At 38.5% G+C, this 22370-nt stretch carries 22 protein-coding genes and 1 pseudogene; 4 read left to right on the top strand and 19 right to left on the bottom strand.

All coding sequences use genetic code 11. The features are described 5' to 3' along the window. Positions 1-18: 18 nt before the first annotated feature. From ACFQU5_RS09715 to ACFQU5_RS09690, 6 genes are all read right to left on the bottom strand, one after another. A complete protein-coding gene (locus ACFQU5_RS09715; RefSeq protein ID WP_390287183.1) occupies positions 19-879 on the bottom strand; it encodes an aminoglycoside phosphotransferase family protein in 861 nt (286 codons plus the stop codon). A gap of 169 nt (positions 880-1048) precedes the next feature. Further along, positions 1049-1195 (bottom strand): hypothetical protein, encoded by a 147-nt coding sequence (locus tag ACFQU5_RS09710; protein ID WP_390287181.1) that lies wholly within the window; start codon positions 1193-1195, stop codon positions 1049-1051. Between the two features lie 55 nt (positions 1196-1250). Next, positions 1251-1649, bottom strand: a complete 399-nt coding sequence (locus ACFQU5_RS09705) for a response regulator (protein ID WP_390287178.1) — start codon at positions 1647-1649, stop codon at positions 1251-1253. A gap of 249 nt (positions 1650-1898) precedes the next feature. After that, a complete protein-coding gene (locus ACFQU5_RS09700) occupies positions 1899-3119 on the bottom strand; it encodes a sensor domain-containing diguanylate cyclase (RefSeq protein ID WP_390287176.1) in 1221 nt (406 codons plus the stop codon). Between the two features lie 202 nt (positions 3120-3321). Next, positions 3322-3687: a hypothetical protein gene (locus tag ACFQU5_RS09695; protein WP_390287173.1), complete on the bottom strand. Its 366-nt coding sequence runs from the start codon at positions 3685-3687 to the stop codon at positions 3322-3324. Between the two features lie 294 nt (positions 3688-3981). Continuing rightward, entirely contained in the window at positions 3982-5295 is a 1314-nt protein-coding gene (locus ACFQU5_RS09690) for an S-layer homology domain-containing protein (protein WP_390287170.1), read from the bottom strand. A gap of 246 nt (positions 5296-5541) precedes the next feature. Here ACFQU5_RS09690 and ACFQU5_RS09685 point away from each other — a divergent pair, with 246 nt between their 5' ends. The 4 genes from ACFQU5_RS09685 to ACFQU5_RS09670 all read left to right on the top strand — a co-directional run bounded on the left by ACFQU5_RS09685 (position 5542) and on the right by ACFQU5_RS09670 (position 8614). Then, a complete protein-coding gene (locus tag ACFQU5_RS09685; protein ID WP_390287167.1) occupies positions 5542-6930 on the top strand; it encodes a VWA domain-containing protein in 1389 nt (462 codons plus the stop codon). 26 nt (positions 6931-6956) lie between these two features. Next, complete coding sequence (locus tag ACFQU5_RS09680; protein WP_390287164.1) at positions 6957-7625, top strand: vWA domain-containing protein; 669 nt, start codon at positions 6957-6959, stop codon at positions 7623-7625. Positions 7626-7691: 66 nt separating this feature from the next. Continuing rightward, positions 7692-7841: a hypothetical protein gene (locus ACFQU5_RS09675; RefSeq protein ID WP_390287161.1), complete on the top strand. Its 150-nt coding sequence runs from the start codon at positions 7692-7694 to the stop codon at positions 7839-7841. Positions 7842-7984: 143 nt separating this feature from the next. Continuing rightward, on the top strand, positions 7985-8614 hold the full coding sequence (locus ACFQU5_RS09670; protein ID WP_390287158.1) for a CAP domain-containing protein: 630 nt from the start codon (positions 7985-7987) through the stop codon (positions 8612-8614). A gap of 44 nt (positions 8615-8658) precedes the next feature. Here ACFQU5_RS09670 and ACFQU5_RS09665 read toward each other — a convergent pair. The 13 genes and pseudogenes from ACFQU5_RS09665 to ACFQU5_RS09605 all read right to left on the bottom strand — a co-directional run. After that, a pseudogene (locus ACFQU5_RS09665) lies at positions 8659-9282 on the bottom strand (TerD family protein); the annotation flags it as partial. A gap of 127 nt (positions 9283-9409) precedes the next feature. Next, a complete protein-coding gene (locus tag ACFQU5_RS09660) occupies positions 9410-10213 on the bottom strand; it encodes an HAD family hydrolase (RefSeq protein WP_390287155.1) in 804 nt (267 codons plus the stop codon). Positions 10214-10224: 11 nt separating this feature from the next. Then, on the bottom strand, positions 10225-11334 hold the full coding sequence (locus ACFQU5_RS09655; RefSeq protein ID WP_390287152.1) for a cysteine protease StiP family protein: 1110 nt from the start codon (positions 11332-11334) through the stop codon (positions 10225-10227). Positions 11335-11375: 41 nt separating this feature from the next. After that, complete coding sequence (locus ACFQU5_RS09650) at positions 11376-12755, bottom strand: phosphoribosyltransferase family protein (protein WP_390287150.1); 1380 nt, start codon at positions 12753-12755, stop codon at positions 11376-11378. Between the two features lie 11 nt (positions 12756-12766). Next, positions 12767-13954 (bottom strand): HpcH/HpaI aldolase/citrate lyase family protein, encoded by a 1188-nt coding sequence (locus ACFQU5_RS09645; RefSeq protein WP_390287148.1) that lies wholly within the window; start codon positions 13952-13954, stop codon positions 12767-12769. A 167-nt stretch (positions 13955-14121) separates the two neighbouring features. Next, a complete protein-coding gene (locus ACFQU5_RS09640; RefSeq protein ID WP_390287936.1) occupies positions 14122-14838 on the bottom strand; it encodes a TerC family protein in 717 nt (238 codons plus the stop codon). 102 nt (positions 14839-14940) lie between these two features. Next, positions 14941-15519 (bottom strand): TerD family protein, encoded by a 579-nt coding sequence (locus tag ACFQU5_RS09635; RefSeq protein ID WP_390287146.1) that lies wholly within the window; start codon positions 15517-15519, stop codon positions 14941-14943. A gap of 102 nt (positions 15520-15621) precedes the next feature. Continuing rightward, on the bottom strand, positions 15622-16203 hold the full coding sequence (locus ACFQU5_RS09630; protein WP_390287144.1) for a TerD family protein: 582 nt from the start codon (positions 16201-16203) through the stop codon (positions 15622-15624). 46 nt (positions 16204-16249) lie between these two features. After that, positions 16250-16831 (bottom strand): TerD family protein, encoded by a 582-nt coding sequence (locus ACFQU5_RS09625; RefSeq protein WP_390287142.1) that lies wholly within the window; start codon positions 16829-16831, stop codon positions 16250-16252. A 489-nt stretch (positions 16832-17320) separates the two neighbouring features. Beyond that, entirely contained in the window at positions 17321-18835 is a 1515-nt protein-coding gene (locus ACFQU5_RS09620; RefSeq protein WP_390287140.1) for a histidine kinase N-terminal 7TM domain-containing diguanylate cyclase, read from the bottom strand. Between the two features lie 193 nt (positions 18836-19028). Beyond that, on the bottom strand, positions 19029-20417 hold the full coding sequence (locus ACFQU5_RS09615; protein WP_390287138.1) for a plasmid pRiA4b ORF-3 family protein: 1389 nt from the start codon (positions 20415-20417) through the stop codon (positions 19029-19031). Positions 20418-20523: 106 nt separating this feature from the next. After that, complete coding sequence (locus ACFQU5_RS09610) at positions 20524-20688, bottom strand: hypothetical protein (RefSeq protein WP_390287136.1); 165 nt, start codon at positions 20686-20688, stop codon at positions 20524-20526. 536 nt (positions 20689-21224) lie between these two features. Continuing rightward, complete coding sequence (locus ACFQU5_RS09605; protein WP_390287134.1) at positions 21225-22358, bottom strand: M20 family metallopeptidase; 1134 nt, start codon at positions 22356-22358, stop codon at positions 21225-21227. Positions 22359-22370: the final 12 nt, after the last annotated feature.

Below are 22370 nucleotides of genomic sequence, written 5' to 3'. Positions count from 1 at the left end.
TTTGCGGACCCCTTACTCCTAAACGGTCCTGCTCAAATATCTCAAAACCGCATTCATTTCCTTCGCATCATCCGCTCCATCTTCAACCGCCCACAGCACCTGGACGGTTAAAAGGGCGACAGCCGCTTTTCTTAAACGCTGCTCGTCCAATGCTTGCATGTGTACTATTTGCTTCACTCGGGTTTCCAACAATACCAAGTCCCCATTTAACTCATTAAATAAAAACGGGATATAGTCAAAATAAATATCTCCTTGGACTCCTTTCGGATCAATGGCCAGCCAACCCCGTTCGTGATCGTATAGGATATTTTCATGATGTAAATCCCCATGTAGATGGACATTTCCAGCTGAAGTGTCTTCGATTTCCTTTTTATATTCAAGTGCTTTTTCAATTTGCACCTGTGTGATAAAGTCATTCGGGACCGGATTTACTAGCGCATTAAACCAATTATGTATATGGGGCAATTCTTTTGATGGCTCTCTGTTTAACTTGTTCCAGACATCCAAATAGATGTCTGTTTGTGCTTCCTTTTCAACTTCTTTTAACATCGTGCCTGGCTGGAGTCGTTCCAGTAAAATGCTGCCCAGCTTTTCATCATTCTCATATAAATTCACGAAGCCCTCACCTTGAAACTCTCCCGTCGCCTGTATTTCATTCGAAAAATCATATCCCGGGATGCCGACCTTTAATACCAACGGACGGTTCATTGCGTCTTTTACGTAGGCCACATAATTGTATGATAAATTGGATGGCTCACCCTCTATTGTTAACCCCCACTGATTGCATATCGATTCAAGCGTCTGCGGCAATTGCTGCAGCCATTGTTCCCCCACCTCACCAAAAGCCGCTTTGATCTTCTCTACAAATTGTTTATTCATTTTTACCCCCCCATTGTCCAAAGTACTCACTATATGGTTCAATATGGGTATAGTAAATACCTTTCATGTAAAGCCACATAAACCAATAAAACCTCTAACACTAAGTTAAACTAGCGTTAGAGGTCTTCTAGATTTAGGAGATTTCGCATCTCCTAATCGAATTTAGAGCTTATTCATCATCAACTTCGCCGTCACCGATTTCATCTTCCTCTTCCACATCTTCAATTTCTTCATTTTCCTCAGGTGCTTCATCACCACAAGCGGCTAAAGAGAACATCGAAAACGTTAAGAACATCATCAACAGTAACTTTTTCATTTAGGAAAACCTCCTTTTTCTCTAGGTTTCCCCTATTCCTTTTAAAATTAAACCGTTACTGAACGAATGATTTTAACCTTTGCAGCTCTTCCCTTTGTTCTTTTTCTACTCTATTTACAGCCATAACCAAATCTTGAAAGTATGGTTTTTCAATCACTTGCTCTGCCCCATCATTCATCAGTTCATCGGCAATATATTTTTGTCCGCCCATAGAGGTGCACATAAGGACCTTGGCTAGTGGATTAATGTTCATAATTTTCTTTAACGCACCCAGACCATCCAATTCAGGCATATTGAGATCCATAATGACCAGGTTTGGTCGATAGGACTTATACATTTCAGTGGCTTTTTGACCATTTTCTGCTTCAAGAAAATCGATATATCCAGCCTCACATAGCATTTTCATAATAATTCTTCTCATAAAGAACGAATCATCTACTACTAGAATTCTCATGGTCTTCATCCCTTCACTGCTTAATCACTCGCGATTGTGCTTAATGCCGAATTTTATAATTTCATTATGTCAATAAAACACTTAATTAGTAATCACCTAGTGTTCTTATTTATAGGTCCTAATTCCACTCGCGAAGAATAGGAATACTTTCTTATGGAGTTTTTTTTCAAATGAAAAAGCCGACTCCTCAGAAGGAATCAGCTTTTAATTTTATTTTAGAAATTCGGTTATATTCACATGGACTTTCAGTTAACCATCATACTTTTTGTATAGCGAGTTGGTAATCTTGGCATGATTTATGGCAAGATCTGCGTGGTGGAGGATGAGATTGATTTCTCCGCCATCTTGTGGGTAAACGACAACTCCAATTTGAACGGATACCTCTACAGTGGTGTTCGTAATATAAATCGGCTGACTGACAGTTCGGTTGATTCTTTCCACCATCGCATGTAGCTCATTTTCTTTTACCTCGCCTGATAGTACAACCGAAAATCGGTAGCCATCCATTCGATAGACGAGACCCCGATTCGCCATCACTCCCGATAATCGACCACCCACTTTAATAAGGACTAAATCTCCAGCCTGTTTTCCGTATGAATCATAGATTTCCTTCAGACCATTTAATTTTATATATAAGATGGTTAGTTTTTGGTCTCTATGAAATTCTTCTTCAAAGTCCAACTGAAATTTATGAAAGTTTGGTAGATCGGTTAATGTATCAAAATAAGCTCGATAGCGAATGAGTTCTTCTTCTTTTTTCTTCTCCGTCACATCCCAGAAAATCGATTCAATTGCATGCGCACCATTCAGTTGAATCGGAATCGCACTCGTTTCAACATCAATGGCTGTACCATCCAATCGAACTAGTCTTTGGTACAAAGGTGTCGCAGCTACACCCAAGTTTTGGACCTTATGAATTCGTTTCGAAACAATTTCTTCATATTGCCGATGAATGAAGCGCTTAATGGGTTGTCCAATAAGCTCAATTGGTGTACTCGCGCCAAGTAACTTAGATGCAATTGGGTTAGCATATTGAATGATTCCTTTTTGATGTACAATAATTCCTATCGGTGCATTCTCTACCAGATTTTTGTAACGGTTTTTACTTTCTTTTAGTTCCATTTCCATTTTTTTGCGCTGGCTAATATCCATCACAGAACCGATGATAGTGGGCTTGTCCTCAAACTGAATAAGCTTGATACTCAATGACATATTAAAGATGGTGCCATCCTTTTTTACCCCTCGCAATTCCACTTCACACTGTTCGATTTCACCAGCTTGAAATTGGGGGATGAACTCATTTATTTCATGTACATCCTCAGGATAGACTAACTCAATCGGACTTTTTAAGAGAATTTCTTCCAGCTCATCATGAAAAATTTCGCCAAAGCTTTTATTCACCCAAAGAAACTGATCATTTTGGACCATAAAAAGCCCAAGTCCTAATTTATTTGCTACGGTTTGAAACACGTTTAAAATCCTCCACTAAATACCTAGTTCCCTTCATTATGCCACCTCAGAGCGATGACGACAAGATAGTAAGCAAGTTCTCTCTAAAAGTACGTCTAAGTGTAATACAAACATTTATCTTCATTAATTATCTAAATAAAACAAAAAATACACATCAATTTTTGGCAGATTGATGTGCAATCACTTATAAAGTATACATGAACTATCTATAGAAATTAAACAACGCACCTATTTGTCTAACAATATTAATCCCTTCGGATACTTTACCTGCATGGTCCATCATTCGATTCATGTCTGGCAATCTTCTTCTTGGGCCTTGCTGCGGGTAGCCTTGTTGTTGCTGTTGTTGGTAACCTTGAGCCTGTTGCGGATAGCCCTGTGGTTGTTGATGATAACCTTGTGGCTGCTGCGGGTAGCCCTGTGGATGTTGCTGGTTATACAAGTAGGGATTTTCCGGTCTTCTCATTTCGTTAGGTTGCCCATAATTTGGTCGATATCCTGGTGGAACCGGTCCCCTCCTAGAATCCTGCGAGAATGCTCTTCTCTGATTTGGTCGATAATTCTGCATTACTCTACTCACCCCCTATCAGAATTACTCTTTTTCTCTAGTATATGAGGGGATGTTGTTATTGCTTAGACTCTAGAAGCATTCAATTCTTTTTCACAACAAAAACTTGAAGCATTTTATGTATTTTGTGATTTTCTCTAAACACAAGTAACCTAGCCAACTTGTTGTCTCCACTTCAATACAATCGCAATAAAAAATAACCCATCTTGATTTTTTTAGATGGGTTATCTCTATGCAATAGCCTCTTCACGAGAACCATTCTATTCTTTTATTACGATTTTAGCCTTTATCCCCTTATGAATATAAATCAGCTGGGACATCCCATAAATGACCTGAGTTGTCAGCGAATATTCCCATAATTAGTTCTTGGTCAATATACTTGTAGATATAGATTTTTTCGCCATTGTACTGAGTCGTATTCAGAAGTTCGACCTTCGAGCCTTGCTGATCTAAATAGGACTTTATTTCTTCCCATGATAGGTCCACTGGTTCTTTTTCTATCGAAACCCATTTATAGTTATCCATTACCCACTTTCCGTTTTCTTTTATCACCGTATAGTAGACTGTACTTCCGCTTGAAATCATATTATCTAGTTCAACGCTGGATGCTACAAATCGATCACTCGTGTTTTCATGTAAAGTGAATTGAATATCCAAATTTTCGTATGGATAAGGGGGCATGTCACAGGAGCAAAAGAATTCATCCTTGACTGTTTTCAAAAATCCGTCTGTAAAATCTTTCGATGCGTAATTTAATAATTCCGGTCTCAGAATCGCAAAATCTGGATGGTTGTCAAAGGACCAATTATGTTCTTCCCCTAATCGATTGAATGTACCAACAATCCCTGACATTAACTCACCGACAATCTTTTTGGCTTCATTTTCTGTCAGTTTTTTTAAATTTTCATCAACCTTGGCTTCATTTTCCTTCGCTAGTTCATCGAATGACAACCCTTTGTTATTTAGATAAGTACTGGAAGCCACTTCACTGATTTCATCCAATCGCTGTTGCTTCATTTTGTATAAAAAGGTTACTGCTTGTGCTCGCGTAAGTTCATTGCTAGAGCCAAAGTATTTTAGCAGGTCATTTTTTTGATCAAGGTTTTGGCCAGTTGATATTTTATGATCTAGTAAAAACTCTATTGATTGCGTTAAGTCCAAACCATCATGACCTAAATACACTAACACTTGCGCCACTAAGCCCCTTTTGACTGGTTGATTTCTAAACGAATGATCGATATACCCGTTAAGTGGTACTCCGTATGCAGCCAATGATTGATACGCCTTATCCGCCCAATGTTGAGTTAGCGCATTTTCATCGTGCAAGTTGTCAGCATTTAAATCAAAGAAACGTTCTAACAGTGCAGCGAATTGCGCCTCTGTGACCAGATCGTTTGCACCGAATTCCCCATTGGCATAACCATTCACGATTCCTTGTTCGTGTGCCCAAGCTACTGCTTCATACGCATAGTGATTTGCTTTTACATCCGGGAAGCTGGATATCGGCTTAGTTGTTTGCCCTATTACAGAAGGAGCAGCTGCTAGAGCATTAGACTGGAGCCCAATAGCAAGACAACATAAAACGAGTATTCTTAAAAACTTTTTCATAGAGTCCTCCTCTAGCACTTTTATATTTTTTTATAATGGTCCATTATATAAATCTATGTTTCAACCACCCAAAACATGCTCACATCTTCTTGCGATTCTAGTTATGTAGAAGAACTTAATGATCTATAGTTACTTGGCACCCCTACTTTAAACTTATTTTCCCTAAATTCATCTGTCTAAAACCTATAACCTTTCACATGGGATATAATGGATATGTGATTTTATTTCAAATTAAGTGGAGGGTCTATGAAAACTTTAATTCGTGGCGAAAAAGTAAATGTCTCTGATTATACGTCTGCAACGCAGCTCGAAGTGGAAGTGAATGTATCATCAAATTTCGAGATTGATCTAACGTGTTTTGGACTAGATCAGCAAAAACAGCTTACGGATGATCGCTATATGATTTTTTACAATCAATTAAATTCCCCATCCAGTGAAATACAACTTCAGAACCTTGGGAATGGCAGCGGAACATTTTTCATTGATTTAGCGAAAATCCCTTCTTCCATCCAATACCTTGTTTTCACGGCAACGATTGACGGGAATGGGAATATGGGGATGATTCAAAATGGCTCCCTTAAGGTCAAAGCGGGAAATCAAACAGTACTTGACTATTCCTTTAATGGGCAAGACTTCAAAAGTGAAAAAGCCGTTATTATAACAGAAATATACAATTATAAGTCGCTGTGGAAGGTTTCGTCTGTTGGAAGTGGATTTGACGGAGGCTTGGATGCTCTATTAGCTAATTTCGGTGGGACGGCTGCAGAAACTCAATCTCATAATGAAGTTCCAGCACCTGCGCCATCAAAAGTTACGACAAACACGTCAGCACCTATACCACCTGCTACTCCAGTGCTGGATAAAAAAGTGCTGCTCGAGAAGAAGATGGAGCAACAAGCACCGAAACTTCTGGACCTTTCAAAGAAAGCCAAAATTTCATTAGAAAAAGTAGGTCTGCAAAATCATACCGCCAAGGTTGCCCTTTGCTTGGATATTTCAGGCTCTATGTCAAAAATGTACCGCTCCGGCAAAATTCAGGAATTTGTTGAACGTATTCTGGCTCTGGGTACCCGCTTTGATGATGACGGTTCCATCGATATCTTTCTTTTCGGCAAAAATGCCTATGATGCAGGAGAAATCACCATTGATAACTTTAACGGCTCTGTAGATCGCTTAATTAAGCAATATCCGTTGGAAGGCAATACTTTCTATGGCAAAGCGATGAAAATTATCCGCAAGCATTATTTCGGACATGGCGGCAAACGCGACAAACCTTATTCTCAAAAACATCCGATTTACGTGATGTTTGTAACAGATGGTGCCCCTTTTGATAAAGCTGATGCATCGAGCCATATCCAGCATTCATCCTACGAACCGATTTTCTGGCAGTTTATGGCGATCGGCAAATCCAATAAAAGTGCTAAAAAGAAAGGTGGTTTCTTCAATAGTATTTTGCAATCAGATTTCACGTTCCTGGAGCAATTAGACAATTTAAGCGGCCGCTATGTCGATAACGCCAACTTCTTTAGTGTGGAAGATCCGCTGGAACTTTCAGACATAGAACTCTATGATTTACTGATGACCGAATACCCTGGCTGGGTGAAGAGCGCTTCCCAAAAGGGCTTAACTCAATAAAATTCAAGGCAATGAGGAGGAGCAAAATGTCTACGATTTCTTTAAGAAAAGATAAAGTAAAAGTCGTACTGGAAAAGAAAAAATTAACCGGTGTTCGCGCAAAAGTTGGGCTGGTATTGGATATTTCCGGTTCAATGAGGCGACTTTACAAAATTGGCGAAGTGCAGGAAGCTGTCGAACGAATCGCAGCTGTAGCTTCCCAGTTTGACGATGATGGTTCTTTGGATATTTGGGTTTATGACAATGAATTTGCACGACTACCTGGGGTAACCGAGAATAACTTATTGGGCTATGTTGAAAAGAACATCCTCAATAATGAAGAAATTCATAAATTCGGCCGCAACGATGAACCTCAAGCTATGGCGGATGTCATTAAAAAATACACGGTAGAGGAAGCTTCTGAGGAACCTGTTTTCTTAATTTTCATCAATGATGGCGGATGTAAACCTGGTATTAAAAAATTTATAGTAGAATCTTCAACCAAACCAATCTTTTGGCAATTCGTCGGGATTGGCGATTCCAATTTTGATGTCCTGCGCAAGTTGGATACGATGGAAGGACGCCTGGTTGATAACGCAAACTTCTTCCACTTTGAGGATATCGAGAAAATTACTGACGAACAGCTCTATGAAAACCTGTTAGACGAATTCCCCTCTTGGCTTCAGGAGGCAAAGGAAAAAGGAATTTTGAAGTAAGAGGATATGCTCGAACCTTGTTAAGTATTGGCTTAGCAAGGTTTTTTACTTTTTGGATGTTTTAATATGTGCACTTTTGATTTATTTATTCAAAGTGTCGGAAATATCGAAGAAAGTGTCGGGATTTTGAACCAATCTGTCGGGATTATCAAAGAAAGTGTCGGGATTATAATCTATTCTGTCGGGATTTTCACGAAATCCAGTGCTATTCACTAACACTTACTCTCACCATTTCTTAAAATTCATGCCTATTCCGACACTTAATTTTATGGCTTTTCACCTAACATATAACAATTTTTCGTCGTATAAAAATACTATCCAAAATTAAAAATAAGAACTATCAAAGGAGGTGTGAAGTAATGAAAAAATTAGCGAGCTTACTTCTATTCTGTGGTCTTTTCCTGACTTCTTTCAGTGATTCGGCTCATGGACAAGGTGTCACAATGTACAAGGAGCCACCTTTTGAATATTACAAGGTCTCTAGAGGGGATACTTTTTGGTTCATTGCCAAACGATATGGGTTGGATTATAGGGAATTAATGAGGCTGAACCCTACTGTCGATCCACTGAATATGCAAGTCGGGTCAAGCATTCGTTTGAAGGAAACAGGAAAATCCGTCGCAAGCTTTGAAGAAGAGGTTGTTCGCTTAGTGAATGTCGAAAGACAAAAAGCTGGATTAAGTACTGTGCAACATCGTGCCGATGTAAAAAATGTTGCTGAAAAGAAAGCCATGGATATGATCAACAGCAACTATTTCAGCCATACAAGCCCGAACTACGGTAGTCCTTTTGATATGTTGAAAACTTTCGGCGTTTCTTATAGAGCTGCAGGTGAAAACATCGCTAAAGGACAAAAGTCTCCACAAGAGGTAATGAATTCCTGGATGAACTCTTCCGGACACAGAGCCAACATATTAAACGGCCAATACGACGCGATTGGTGTCGGCTATTATAACGGCGCATGGGTGCAGATGTTTATTCAGTCTTAACAAAAAGTAGCCGTCCTATAAGGCGGCTACTTTTTAAAGCTTAGTTATTTCCTTCCGGCTACCCAATTCATGCCCCAGTTATAGGCTTGGTCCATATTCTTGTGGCCATTAAAGTACTCAACTAGACGTTGTACTTTAAATGTGTCGTCATTGACATTTTCAATCATGGCGATCGCACACATGATTTGTCCATTTTTATGTTCATCCAGTTTCACTTCGATATCTGGTCCTGCCGGGTATTTTAATGTCACGACGCCATCCGCTTGTGACCAATTGGCTACACCTTCATAGATAAAGGCATAAACTAAAACGCGCTTAATCCCGGAAATCTTATTTCCATTAATGCGCATGTTTTCTCCGCTAGTTGCTGAACCGGTACGATCATCTGCATCCAATCGGACATATGGTGCGCTTTCGTAAGAACCGAAAGCATTTCCTAATGCCTGTACGCAGCCCTTTTCCCCATTTTTCAATTCATATAAACACCCTAAATCAAGATCTACATTATTTGATTTACCTAATAAAGAAGAAAGAAAGCCACCCGATTTTTTGCCGCTATTTTGTTTATTCCAATTCAAATTGACTAAAATTTCGCCGATCACCTGATTATTTTTTTTCAGATTAATGGATTGCCCTTTTTTCTTTAACTCGATTTTTTCTAAATTCACCATTTAATGTAGCCTCCCATTTTTTATAGGTACTTTCATTTTGAATTTAAACCATCTAGGGTATAAAGATTCGCGACTCTTAACTTATTAGCCTACCCGGTTCGTTACATCATGAACTCAAAAACCACTACCTGACCACATTCAACTCTAAGATATTGCGAAGTAGTTCTTCAGTAGAGGTAGCGCCCATGCCATTAAGAAACTTTACTTTTTCGTCATTTGGCTGTTTTTCGTATAACTCCCCGTGAATTGCGCTATAACCATAATCGGCTTCGATAATCATATCATAGTCCATCATGGAATCACCGGCTGCCACATGGAGGTCATAGTCCACAAAATTTTGCAGGTATCGAACAGCAAAGGCCTTATTTAAACACGTCGGCAATACATATAATTTACTCCCATGAAGGAAGATGCTCCACCCCATAGGTGCTAGCTCTGCTTGGAATTCTGCCAGCTCCCCTCGAGGTACAAGCTCCCGGTTGACACGGAACATAAAGAACAAATCATCTATATAGAATTCCCTTAATACCCAGGATTCATGTCGGATTTTTGCAAAGGTTTTGATCATCTCTTCTTTTGGCCGAGATTGATCTGCTAAACGATTTCGGACAATTTTATTCCACTCTAAATCGGGCTTGCCGTCGATTAAAACGGTTCCCCCATTTGTTGTGATCGCATATTTGGGATTGATATCCTTTGATAGCGCGTGGATTCGTTCATATTGATGCACGGCTCTCGTTGTAACCGGCACAAAAAGATGCTCTTTACTAAATTCCTTTAATAACTCAATGGATTCCTGAGACATATAAGACATAATGACCTCTTCTTTATGTTCGACTGGAACAATGTCTCCTGCAATCGGGTATGTCTGCATCATCGTATTTGAATAAATTAAAGTACGATCTAAATCTGATGTAAATAGTATCAAAGTAAATCCCCCTATAATTCCTTAATTATTCCACAACATGAATAAGACATGTCTGTAAATTCTTCAATCGGCACATGAAGCTCCTTGGCAAGCATCAGGATATGCGTTAAATCGTTTGAGTACTTGGGATTCACCAGGATTTTCCATGGAACACGACGCAGTAATACACGCGTTGTTTCCCCGACCCCTGGTTTGATGAAATTCTTGTTCTGGATTCCAAACCGTTCTTGAATTAATTCAACAGATTTCAACCCTTTCCAGGAAGGAGTTGTATCTTCTTTTCTTAATTCCTCTAGCTCTTGCGTCACTTCTTCTTGCACCCGCTCGAATTCACTTGTTAACGTATCCACATAAAGATTGGACACATCTGCATCTGCCAATTCTTTATAATATTTTGCTCCGTGGAAATCATTTTCTTTCAGGATGTCATGGTTTAGTACCGTTCGGCTGACTAATCCTGAAACTGTGGAATTGAGGCAAGCAGATGGAATTAAAAAGTCATCTCTTGTTCCGTAAATACTTACACAATGGCCCGGGTCTGCCAACACACTTAAAGTAGGATCAAGTTTAACGCCGCGACTCTCATTATAAGCCTTGCATGCTTTGTCCAACTCGAAAGTAATAGCCCCTTTTCCTGTCCAGCCATCGACAAATTGAATTCTTGCTTGGTCATGTTGGTCAAAAATATAGTCAATGGCCGTTACATCAAACCCTCTACCGCGAATAATGGAGATGGAGTAATGCGGAACATCTACTTGATATTTATATGCCAAATATCTTTTTATCAGGATGCCGATTGGTGTACCGGCTCTTGCTAAACTAACAAGCACCAGATTTTCAAGGCCATTTCTCTCCTTGATTTGCTCCGCAACCACACCGACAGCAATGGCCACACGTTTTGAGTATTGCTCTAACGTCCTATGAAACAAATTCAAATATTCTTCTGTTGGTTGGTATTCTACAGGCAGCATTTCCGAATAATGTGTACCCGATTGGATCAGTTTTTCTTTTTCTTCCGACTTTATCTCTATCTGATAATTACTTATATCCCGCAATAAAAAAATAACATCCTCTTGGCGATAGCTCCCCATTTTATCCGGTTTCGCAATCGGTTTGTTCATACATTCACCCTCCATGCTTTTGTAGCTTGGCGTTTGCAGCTTTACTCGATGATTTCTGTCATATTGACAATATGAATATACGGTATTTTCACTCTACTTAACGCTTTCACTAATGAGCTCGTCGCGTTTAATGAAGGCATTCTTTCAAAAAGGATAAACACTTCATCATATTGGTTCGCTTCGATATTGTACAGATAGTTGGTGACTCCTTGGTTTTCTGGACTATCAAATACAAATTTTTGCTGTATCGCATAGTCTTCTGTTGTCGAATGGTAGATTGGACTGCGCGTAGTGGAATGGAAATAAACACCCTCCCCCATATTGGCAGCAATGTGCATCGGTACATACATAAATTCCCCCGTGCCGATGACTAATGTTTTTTCCCCACGTCTTTGCTCTTTCACGTAGCCCGCTATAGCATGGATTTGGGTTGAAAACTCTTTTTCCTTTTCAATCGCAAGACCGAATCTACCTGTTGCTTGTAGATAATTCGCTTTTGTAGGAATGCCACTGACACTGGTTGATGTACTTTGTTGAAGACAGTCAGGTGTTAAAAAATGCTGAACTGGTAAATAAGATACTTCTGGTTGGAATGTGTCATCTGTATCTAATCCCCGCTCTTCGATAGTTGGCGTTCCATTAATTGATACGACCCCATCTATTAAAGAAATCGTATGAATTTTAATGTTCAGTTCTTCCTCTAAATGGCGGTATCGTTCACGATATTCAGGTGTACGCCAATCTAAAATCGACACAACTGTAAATTCATTTTTCAAAGGATACTCTGCTTTAATTTTTCGAATAATGTTGATCGCTGTTTTTCCGGTTGTAACTTCATCGTCCACTAATACCACTTCACTGGCATCTTGGAAAAATGCCGAATCAAGTGCATACACCCGATGACTCGTCGCATGAGAATGTTCTTCTTCAAAATTAATAATGGATGTGAGCTGATTAATTTGTTCTCTTGTCGTATGGATGTATTTTGCGTTATTTCCAAACGTACTAAAAACGGCATGTCCAAGTGCCGTCGCCGTTTCTGCAAAACCAATAAATGTAGCAGACTTGGGAAGTGCAATCGGTTCTTTTTGAAGCGAGTTCCATACTTCCTGCAGCCCCTCATTTGTCTGGATTGCAGTTGCGATTTTTTGAGCACGTGAATCACTTTCTCCATGAACGACTTCCAAATAGCGTATTGCCAATAAACTTCCTACAAGCAATGGAATTTTAGGATTGACCGCAAGATGTTTTCCTAAAACCTGACTCACAAATAAGAAGCTTCGGTTTTTATTGATTCGTGCTGCCATTTGAAATAACTGATCCAGTTGGAAATTGTACGGATTATTCATCACTTCCACTTCCACAGTTAAATCATTTAATACTTGATAGACTTCCTTATTTTCAACAGGTTTCAGAATCATCTCTCCTTCATCTACTCCTCATCATCTTCTATTATTAAACTGGTATAATCCTGATGCTCATTAAATACACCAAAGGCTTTTGCTCTTAGCATAATGCGTTTTGCCCAATAATAATGGGGCTTTACTTCATTCATCTTATTTGCGTACTGACTTTTTAGCACCCCTACGTTTCCTTCCGCATTATCCATAATACTTAAGGCATCCATATATTCTTCGTGGGTAACTGTATATAAGGCATGTACAGGTTTGATATGGGTTGGATGAATAATCGTTTTTCCAATAATGCCATTTAGTTTATCTAAAATGACTTCATTAATAAGTCCATCCAAGAATTCATTTATTAGCTCTTTACGTTTTTTAACCCCTGTGTTTCCATGTCTGTCTTCAAATGGGCTAACGCGCAGTTGTGGTTTTAAAATTCGTTCGTCTTTTGAGAAGTACTCCCACACCGGACCAGAAACGACATAGCTTTCGTCCCGTCTATTAAATACATTCAGGATATCGGCTAAACAATCTCGTATAATCGAAACATCATAGATCGTCTTATCGACATTTCTTCTAATTCCATATAATCCACAAAAGTCTGTACAACCTACCCGGATATTTAAGATGTACTTTTTATAGGAATCTAGAATCTCTTTCGTCTTGAGCAATGATTCCATTCGGTTTTCTTTATAAATAAATTCAGAAGATTCCAGGATTGGCATGGCATACAAGACCGTATCCTCCGAGTTTATGTCATCAATAATTTCCATAAACTCTTTTCCATTCTTATAAGAGAACTTCGGAAAAACGTAGCCAGTTAACACTTTATTAAATACACCAAATTTTGAAGTCATTCTCCTTAATTGTTCAGGAGTTCGTACCCTTACGAAGATCAGCGGCAAATCTTCAATTGTCAGCACCTGGTTTTCCAATGCATAATAGATTGTTTCCAAATGTTTTACCAAAAGCTCTTCTGCTTCATCTAGTTGGTTATCTCCAACAGCATCCTCTAAGTCAATCACCATGGAAACTAGTTGTTTGAATTTCTTTGTAATGACATCTTTAGCAATGCTCTCCTTTGTTGCCGGCATATAAAGAGTGGCACCTATCATGTAAGAGAGAATTTCTTTTTCTGTATACTTGGTAAAGGACTCTGGTTGCTTGTAGAAGATTTTCCCCAATCTTTCAGGTGACTCAAAACTAAAATGTTTCATCCCATTCCCCCCAACTTTTGGTATCAGAAAAACACAACTCGACCCAGATTGGTCGAGTTGATGTTAATCTTATGCGGATATCATCTGGAAATGTATTCTTTCATATCCGTTAAAGAAAAGCTACTGCCTATGCAACAGTAGCTAACCTATTGATTTAAACTAGTAGACTACTCTTCTGGAATCTCTGTGTCCACTAATTTTTTCTTATTCCTAAAATGAAGAACAAATGTAATGACAAATGCTAATATGATAATAATGAAGAAAATCCAGTGTTCTAAGTGGAACCCAAATACACTGGCAAACATCTTCAAAGAGATAATACCGATTAAAATAAATGCTGTATTTTCCAATTCAGGGACCTTTTCAATGAGTGTAAGGAATACTCCGGCAACAGTACGCATCATAATAATTCCCAGCATACCACCAAGTAAAAGTACCCAGACCTGATCTGAAATGGCAAATGCCGCAAGAATAGAATCAACTGAGAAGGCAATATCCATTAACTCAACAGAGATTACTGTTGCCCAGAAAGTACCAAATACGCGAACCAATAAAGAATCCTTTTTAAATTCTTTTGCTTCATCTTCTTCATTTCCACCTTTTTTGCGGAAATGAGCGTAGACAATCCAGCCTAAATAAAGGGCACCTAAGACTTTAATAAACCAAAACTTGATGAGGTATACACCAATACCAATGAATAGGAAGCGGAAAAAGTATGCACCAAACATCCCATACATGAGTGCTCTCTTTCGTTGCTTTTCCGGAAGGTGTTTTACTAATACGGCTAATACGAGGGCATTATCTGCAGATAATAAACCTTCAATGAGCACTAGCGAACCAATTAACCCCCATGCTACAGGGTCAGTTAGCACTTCACCCCACATTTCCCAGTCAAAAAACAAGGCATATGTGCTTAGTATTTGATTTATTATTTCCAAGTCAGCATCCTCTCAGTTTTATTATTCTTGCTTAATTTTCGCAGGCTTTTATACACTAAGACCATACGCATTGACTAATGCATGCAATCCACCCTGGTAACCAGATCCAACTGCATTAAATTTCCAGTCATTCCCGTGCTTATAGACTTCACAGAAAACAACGGCAGTTTCAATACTGAAATCCTCTCCCAAATCATAACGCAAAACTTCAGCACCTGTATCTTCATTTACTAAGCGAACAAATGCATTTGACACCTGGCCAAAGTTTTGGTGTCGCAATTCTCCGTCATGGATTGTTACAGTAATTGCAATTTTTTGTACATCATGAGGAACTTTTGATAGGTCAATTTTAATTTGTTCGTCATCGCCATCTCCATCTCCAGTTCGGTTATCCCCTGTATGAGTAACTGAACCTTCCACACTGCGAAGATTATTGTAGAAGATAAAATCAGATTCCGTTCTACATTTACCATCCGCATTTAAAAGAAAGGCGGACGCATCAAGGTCAAAATCCTGACCACCATCAAATTGTTTAATATCCCATCCCAGACCAATAATAATTCGTTGCAGCGATGGGTCATTTTTGGTTAAATCAATACGTTGACCTTTACTCAATTGAATTGCCATAATCAAATTCCCCCTTACATTCTTTTAGAATAATCAATTAATTGAATAGAAAGGAACACAGCAACTTATTGAAACAAACAAGTCACTGTGCTGAAAAAAAAATTACCCTACTTGTAAACCAAAGTCATTACATAGTGCTGCTAATCCGCCTTGGTAACCAGATCCAATTGCACTGAATTTCCATTCGCCATTATGACGATATAATTCTCCGACAACTACAGCAGTTTCGATACTGAAGTCTTCACCTAAGTCATAGCGGATCAATTCTTCTTTCGTTTCTTCATTTACCACACGGATGAATGCATTTGAAACCATACCGAAGTTTTGAGTTCTGCTTTCCGCATCATGAATTGTTACGGTAAACGCAATTTTTTGTACGTTTGCTGGCACGTCCTTGATTGAGATTTGAACTTGCTCGTCATCTCCATCTCCATCACCAGTTAAGTTATCACCAGAATGGACTACTGAACCATTTCCGCCTGTTGTGTTATTGTAGAAGATAAAATCTTGAGGACCAGATACTTTATTCGTTGCTTCTAACAGAAATACAGATGAATCTAAGTCGAAGTCATTTCCACCATCATACTTGTTTGTATCCCATCCTAGACCAACAGTTAGTTTAGATAACCCTGGATTTGTTTTTGTTAAATCAACTTTTTGACCTTTTGCAAGAGAAACTACCATTTTAAATCCTCCTAGTAATTGAATAATTTTTTATTATATTTCAAAATCATGTATATCGGTTACAGATTGCTGACAGGCCAGGATCTGTTGTCCCAGTTCCAACAGCAGCAAACTTCCATTCATCGTTATGACGATAAATTTCACCAGTTATTAATGTTGTTTGGCCAGAATAATTATCAGACAAGTTGAATCTAGTGATTTCTTCATTGTTTTGTGGGTTAACCACTCGGATATAAGCATTTTTAATCATGCCAAAATCTTGTTTTCTTCTTTCGCAGTCATAAATATTTACGACGAAAACCAGTTTATTATACTTGTTTGGAACACTTTTCAAATCCACCATAATTACTTCGTCGTCGCCATCGCCATCACCTGTTAAATTATCGCCAGAGTGAACCACCGAGCCATCATTACTACTCTTGTTTCCAAAGTATACAAGGTCTTTTTTATCTGTAAAGCGGTCATCTTGCAGCATAATTACAGACGCATCACAATCAACATTCGGTGCAGATTTGAAAAATCCAGTTTTTCCAACAGGATCCCATCCCAATCCGACCATAATACGGCTTAAATCAGCCTTACCTTTTGTTAAATCAATGCGTTGACCTTTTTGTAAGCTAATAGTCATTTGCAGTATTCCCTCCTTCTAACATAATAAAATATCAGTTTTTAATTTCGCTAAATCAGTATGTACCAATAAATACTAATTTAAAATTAAATCAGTAAATTGAATTCCCCAATACTAGTCTAGTATGAAAAAAATAGTAAGTAAACGGGATTCCCTAATTTTAACATTCACTTAACAATGTATGACTCACTTTTGAATCTATACTTAAACTAGTGAAAAATGGGTGAATATTGAAGAATTTTAATTGTCGAAAATAATAATATAGCTAGATTTCGGTACATATATGCTATATAAAACGGATATTTCTGACAATTAACACATTTTTTATGTTATCATACCGAGCATATTATTACAATTCATACACCCACCCAATATTTTGTATATCTTGTTTTTAGTTGGGGAATATTACCCACCAAATTGAAGACGCAAATTTTCATAAGATAAAAAAACCTAACGTTAAGGTTTGCTCCTTAAAGTTAGGTTAACTGTTTACCGAGTTTGTTGTTTTCTTTTCGAATAAACTTGTACGCGATTACGTCCTTCTTCTTTTGCTTCATAAAGTGCTTCGTCTGCATTATTAAGTACCTGTGCCAATGTCTCATCTGGATTTCCTGATGTTTGTGCAACACCAAAGCTTGCTGTTATCGTAATAATCAGTTCTTCTACAACCAATGGCGATGACTCTATTTTGCTTCGAATCCCATCGGCAACTGCAGCTCCTGCTTTTGCTGCGTCTCCTTCTAAGGCAATGACAAATTCTTCTCCGCCATAGCGTGCAAAAAGCGCAAGATTTTCTAGCTCCGACTGGCAAATATTCGCTACATGTTTCAATAATTGATCTCCAATTAGGTGACCATATGTATCATTCACTTTTTTAAAGTAGTCAATATCAAATAAGATAACAGTCAAGGGTGCTTGAACAATTTTGGCATGTGCCAGCTTTTGCTCACAGTGCTGAAAAAAAGCACGGCGATTATAGACTTGAGTCAATTCGTCAAAATACGCTTGCTGCTCTAATCTTGATTGAAGCCTTTTAAGCTCAGTAATTTCTGTCAAAATGATGAGCAATCCTTTTTTAACGTCGCCATCCTTTAATGTGGAGGTACGGACTTGATAAATATTTTCGGATCGCTCAATTTCAAACTTCAATTCCTGTGTTGTATCGACAGAATCTAAACAAAATTCTTCAGAACTGCCTGCCACTTCCTGCCAAACTGCATAAAAATCTTGTCCCAACAAGGATTTAACTAATAACGGAAACATTCGTTTACTCGCTTCATTAAATTCAATTAGATGGTTTTCTTCATCTAATACAAGTACACCATCACTTATACTGTGGAAGATTGCATCCTTCGCAATGGGCATCACCGTAAATAATCGAGAAGTACTAATGGCCCATAGATATAAAATGGAAGTTAACCAAAGAACCAGCGGCACCGGATCGAAGCCTGGAGGTGTTAAGCCGATTAAGTAAATAAACGCTGTCACCATCGGAATTAGTTGGCCAATCATAAGGGCAATGACCTGTGGACGGTACAGCTTGGCTGTCTCTTTCCAGCGTAAGATTAATAGTAAGAAAGCGGCTAACATACATCCAAAGGTATACATCCCATGCACTAAATACCAAACGCCGATTTCAATTATACTGTATGGCGCCCCTAAAGTTGGGTGAATAATAAACTCTTTATAATGGAAATGGTGGAGGTCATTTGTCGCGACCATAATCAAGCTGATGAAAGGAATTGAAAGCAACAGCAGTAACCGTTTTTTCGTCACTTTCACTCCTAGATACTGCATGACAAATAATAAACCAAGGGGTGATGAAAATGGCATCCCAATATATTGAACAATGGTCCAAAACTTAATCTCCTGAATGTTCGATGCCGTTAACCCAAAAGCCGCTGCAAAGCAGTAAATTGTAATACTTAGGCAATAGAGCGAGAAGAAATTTTTAATGTTGGTATATTGATGGCGCTTCAAAAAAACATAAATACATAAATACAAATTCAGAATACCCTATGTGCAGAACAATGTAATATAGGTTGTTAATTGAGAAGTCACTTTTTTTCCTCTTAAACATACATTTTTCTATAATGTAGCACATTATAAATTTATTGTGGATGGTTTATTTATATAGTTTGTGAATGTTTTACATATAATTGAAGAGATTATGAATTTGCACGTTGCTTAGTTGCTTTTACTTTCCACAACACTTTTTGTATTTCTTTCCACTACCGCATGGACAGGAATCATTTCGACCTGCTTTTCCGACATCGACGACTTGAAGTGGCGCTTTTGGTAGTGGTTTTAAGGTTTGCTTCTCCATTTTGGAAATTTCACTTGGCGTATGTCCACGGTTTTCCCAAATTCTCGTTGTGTTTGAAATCCTTGTAATGGCTTGAATGTATTCATTAGCTTGCTTCATGTCATCCATGACAAAACGACCTAAAAACTTTCTTACCAATTCATTGAAATTCAGATCGACAATTTGCAGCTGTTTTACGAGTTGATGGAGTTCAACTTTTACCACTAGCTTACTTTCACTAAAAAAATCCCTCGCCATCATATTCATTAATTTGTCCTGATGCTCTGTTTTTTCAAAGTAGGAGTAATCCTCGTAGCGTAAAAGCTCCTCTTTTTCCGGTACGTAAAAAGGCTTGCCCTGAATGCTTTGCATAAAATGTGCTGGGTCATCCAGCAATTCGATTGTTTGATGAACAAAGGCATCCTGATACAAGACGATTTTATGATTATGCAGTGGATTCGGATACCCTAAATTAATCAATACAGTTCTTAGTTCCGTACCTGATATAGCTCGTTCGTTTTGCTGGTTATAAATCCTTAACAAGTCCTCATGTTCAATATAGCCATATAGATTCACACAAGCCGCTATGTAGCGAATGACTAACTCTTTATCAATGTGCTCTTCCAACTTCATAAACTCTGTTTTTCTGTATTTATCTGATAGAACTACATAGTTATCATGATGAATATGCTGCCATTCGGTTTTTTTATACTTTACGCTTTTTAAGCGCTCATTTACCTCATAATCATCCAGTACTTTATAGCGCTGCTGCTCAGCCCATGCATATGTTGATAAAAAATCAGGATGTGCTGGGTCATGATAAACTTTTAGAAACTCTTGATAGCCAGGTGGTCCACCTACATCCTCTGGTGGCGCTACGCCATCGCCCTCAAGCAATGTCGGGTATGCGAAATAATAATCCTCTACAATTTCTTCAAGCGATACTTTGATATACCAGTCATCACCAAAATCATAGTTATACAAAAGTACCCCATACTTTTGCAAATAGCCATCAATTTTAAGTCTTGATGGTTGTTTAAGAAATCTTCCACCAACTTTTCTGCCTTTATAATCTTCATGCAGTGCTTCATTATTTGTTATCATTAAATCCTCAACATTGACAGCAAAATAATGATAAGGCTCTTGTCTACTTTGGAAATTGGTTACGTGCTGGATTGTTTCATGAAGCCGGTTAAAGGTTGCACCAGCTGGCAGAATCACTCTTCGCCAAATTTCAGGCTGGATATCTTTAAATGTTAGCTTTACAATATAAGCTTTCATAAGTCACCTATCTTCTTTTCTTTCTATCATAAGATAGGCAACCAATAAACTCTAGATATTGACTTCAAAACTTGCTAAATGGGATGTGGAATATTTCTATCAAATTTTACACTTCTTTTAATAGTGAATTGATTTTGTTTGAGGAATCCGTTGTTTTCGCTTCTTTCACTTGTGCCTTTGCCTCTACGGGTGTTTCATCCCCATTATCTGTGCAAGCTGCCGTAAATATTACTGAACACGTTAAACATATTAGAAAGTAACGTTTGCGCATATTTTTCACCCTCACTTTTGTCATTTCGTTTATTTTTTACATTAGGTGTTAAAATATGCGAACTATCTTATTTCAGTTTTATTACTTTATAATCGAAATTAAATTTCATGCTATTTTCATTTCTACGATGTTCTATAAAATCCAACCTTGTACCCTTTAAAAAGCGAACATATGTGCTATAATTTAATTGTGATAGTGTAGGTACCTACCAGAATGATTGGCTCACACTTCCTAACGAGAGGTGGTGATGCCTTTGACAGTTGCTGAAACGCTCATGTTTGCCGTTGGTTTTTCAGCTTTGATTGTTTCCGTTCTATCTTTTAACCATAAAAAATAACCCACCTATTTCGTGTGAACGAATAAATGGGCTACTCCTTTGAAAATGCCAATCCTTCGTCAGGACCAGCTATTGCACGAGACTGTTTGATGTTGCAGCATCAAGCAGTCGCTTTTAAATTTATGAATTGCATAGTTTTAGTATACCAGATTTTCTGCTTCCCTCACAACATTGGACTAAGGTGGTATCCCTTCCTATATTACTCTGAAAGTCGCTCAATCGTTTTAGCAAGAAGGTGCGTGCGTTCTGGGAGCGTATCAATTTCTAAGTATTCTCTTTCACTATGCGCATTTCCCCCAACCGGCCCGAGACCGTCGACTGTTGCTACTCCGGTTGCCGATGTAAACGAAGCATCTCCTCCGCCGCCAGTTGCTGTATTCTTAACCGTTAAGCCAATTTCTTTCCCTACATCCTGGATGATATGAAGGAGTTCTTCGGATCGATGATTCAGTTCCATTGGCGGACGACTAATCGAGCCTTCAAGCACAATTTCGGTTCCTACTATTTCAGACTTGGAACAAATTTCTTTAATCTTCTTTTCTAAATAAGCTGCCTGTTCTATTTCAGAAATACGGATATCTACAGAGGCGACTGCGCTTGCCGATACAGTATTGACGGATGTTCCGCCTTCAATTAAACCAACGTTCACGCTAATGCCTTTCTCATGATTATTTAAACCGTGCAACTGAATAATTTTATAGGCAAGTTCTTCAATGGCACTCCTGCCGTTTTCCGGATCAATCCCCGAGTGCGCCGCTCTTCCTTTTACAATGACCTCATAGCGGCCTCCACCGCGTCTTGCCGTTACAAGGGAACCATCCTTTCTTGCAGGTTCCATGATGAGAGCGTACTCTTTTCCAACCGAATGCTCCTCAATCAAATGGCGTGATGTTATGGAGCCGATCTCCTCATCACCATTTAAAATAATTTGGATATTTTCGACACTCTTTGACCCAATCTTTTGCAAAGCTTTAATCGCATAAATCAATTCAACCTGGCTGGATTTCATATCTACTACACCGGGTCCATACGCGCGATTTCCTTCGATATAAAATGGGCGTTTGGCAACGGTGCCTTCCGGAAATACTGTATCCATGTGGGCAACGAGAATAATCTTTGGATCGACCGCATTTTTATGCTGAATGATCATGTTGTTCCCAAATTCTTTCTCTTCTTTCACATCAACTATAAACCCAAGCTTTTCATACTGCTCTTTTAAAATGGCTCCTACTTGGTCAACACCCTTTTTCACATATGAACCACTATCTATATTTACGAGCTGCTCAATTAATTGAAGCATCTCTGTTTTTTTCTCTTGTAAAAAGGTTTCCACTACCACCATCTC

Origin of the sequence: Ureibacillus sp. GCM10028918 (assembly GCF_042666115.1) — a bacterium.
GTDB lineage: Bacteria > Bacillota > Bacilli > Bacillales_A > Planococcaceae > Ureibacillus.
The sequence above is the reverse complement of the archived record's forward strand: the minus strand, read 5'-3'. Positions and strand labels throughout refer to the sequence as shown.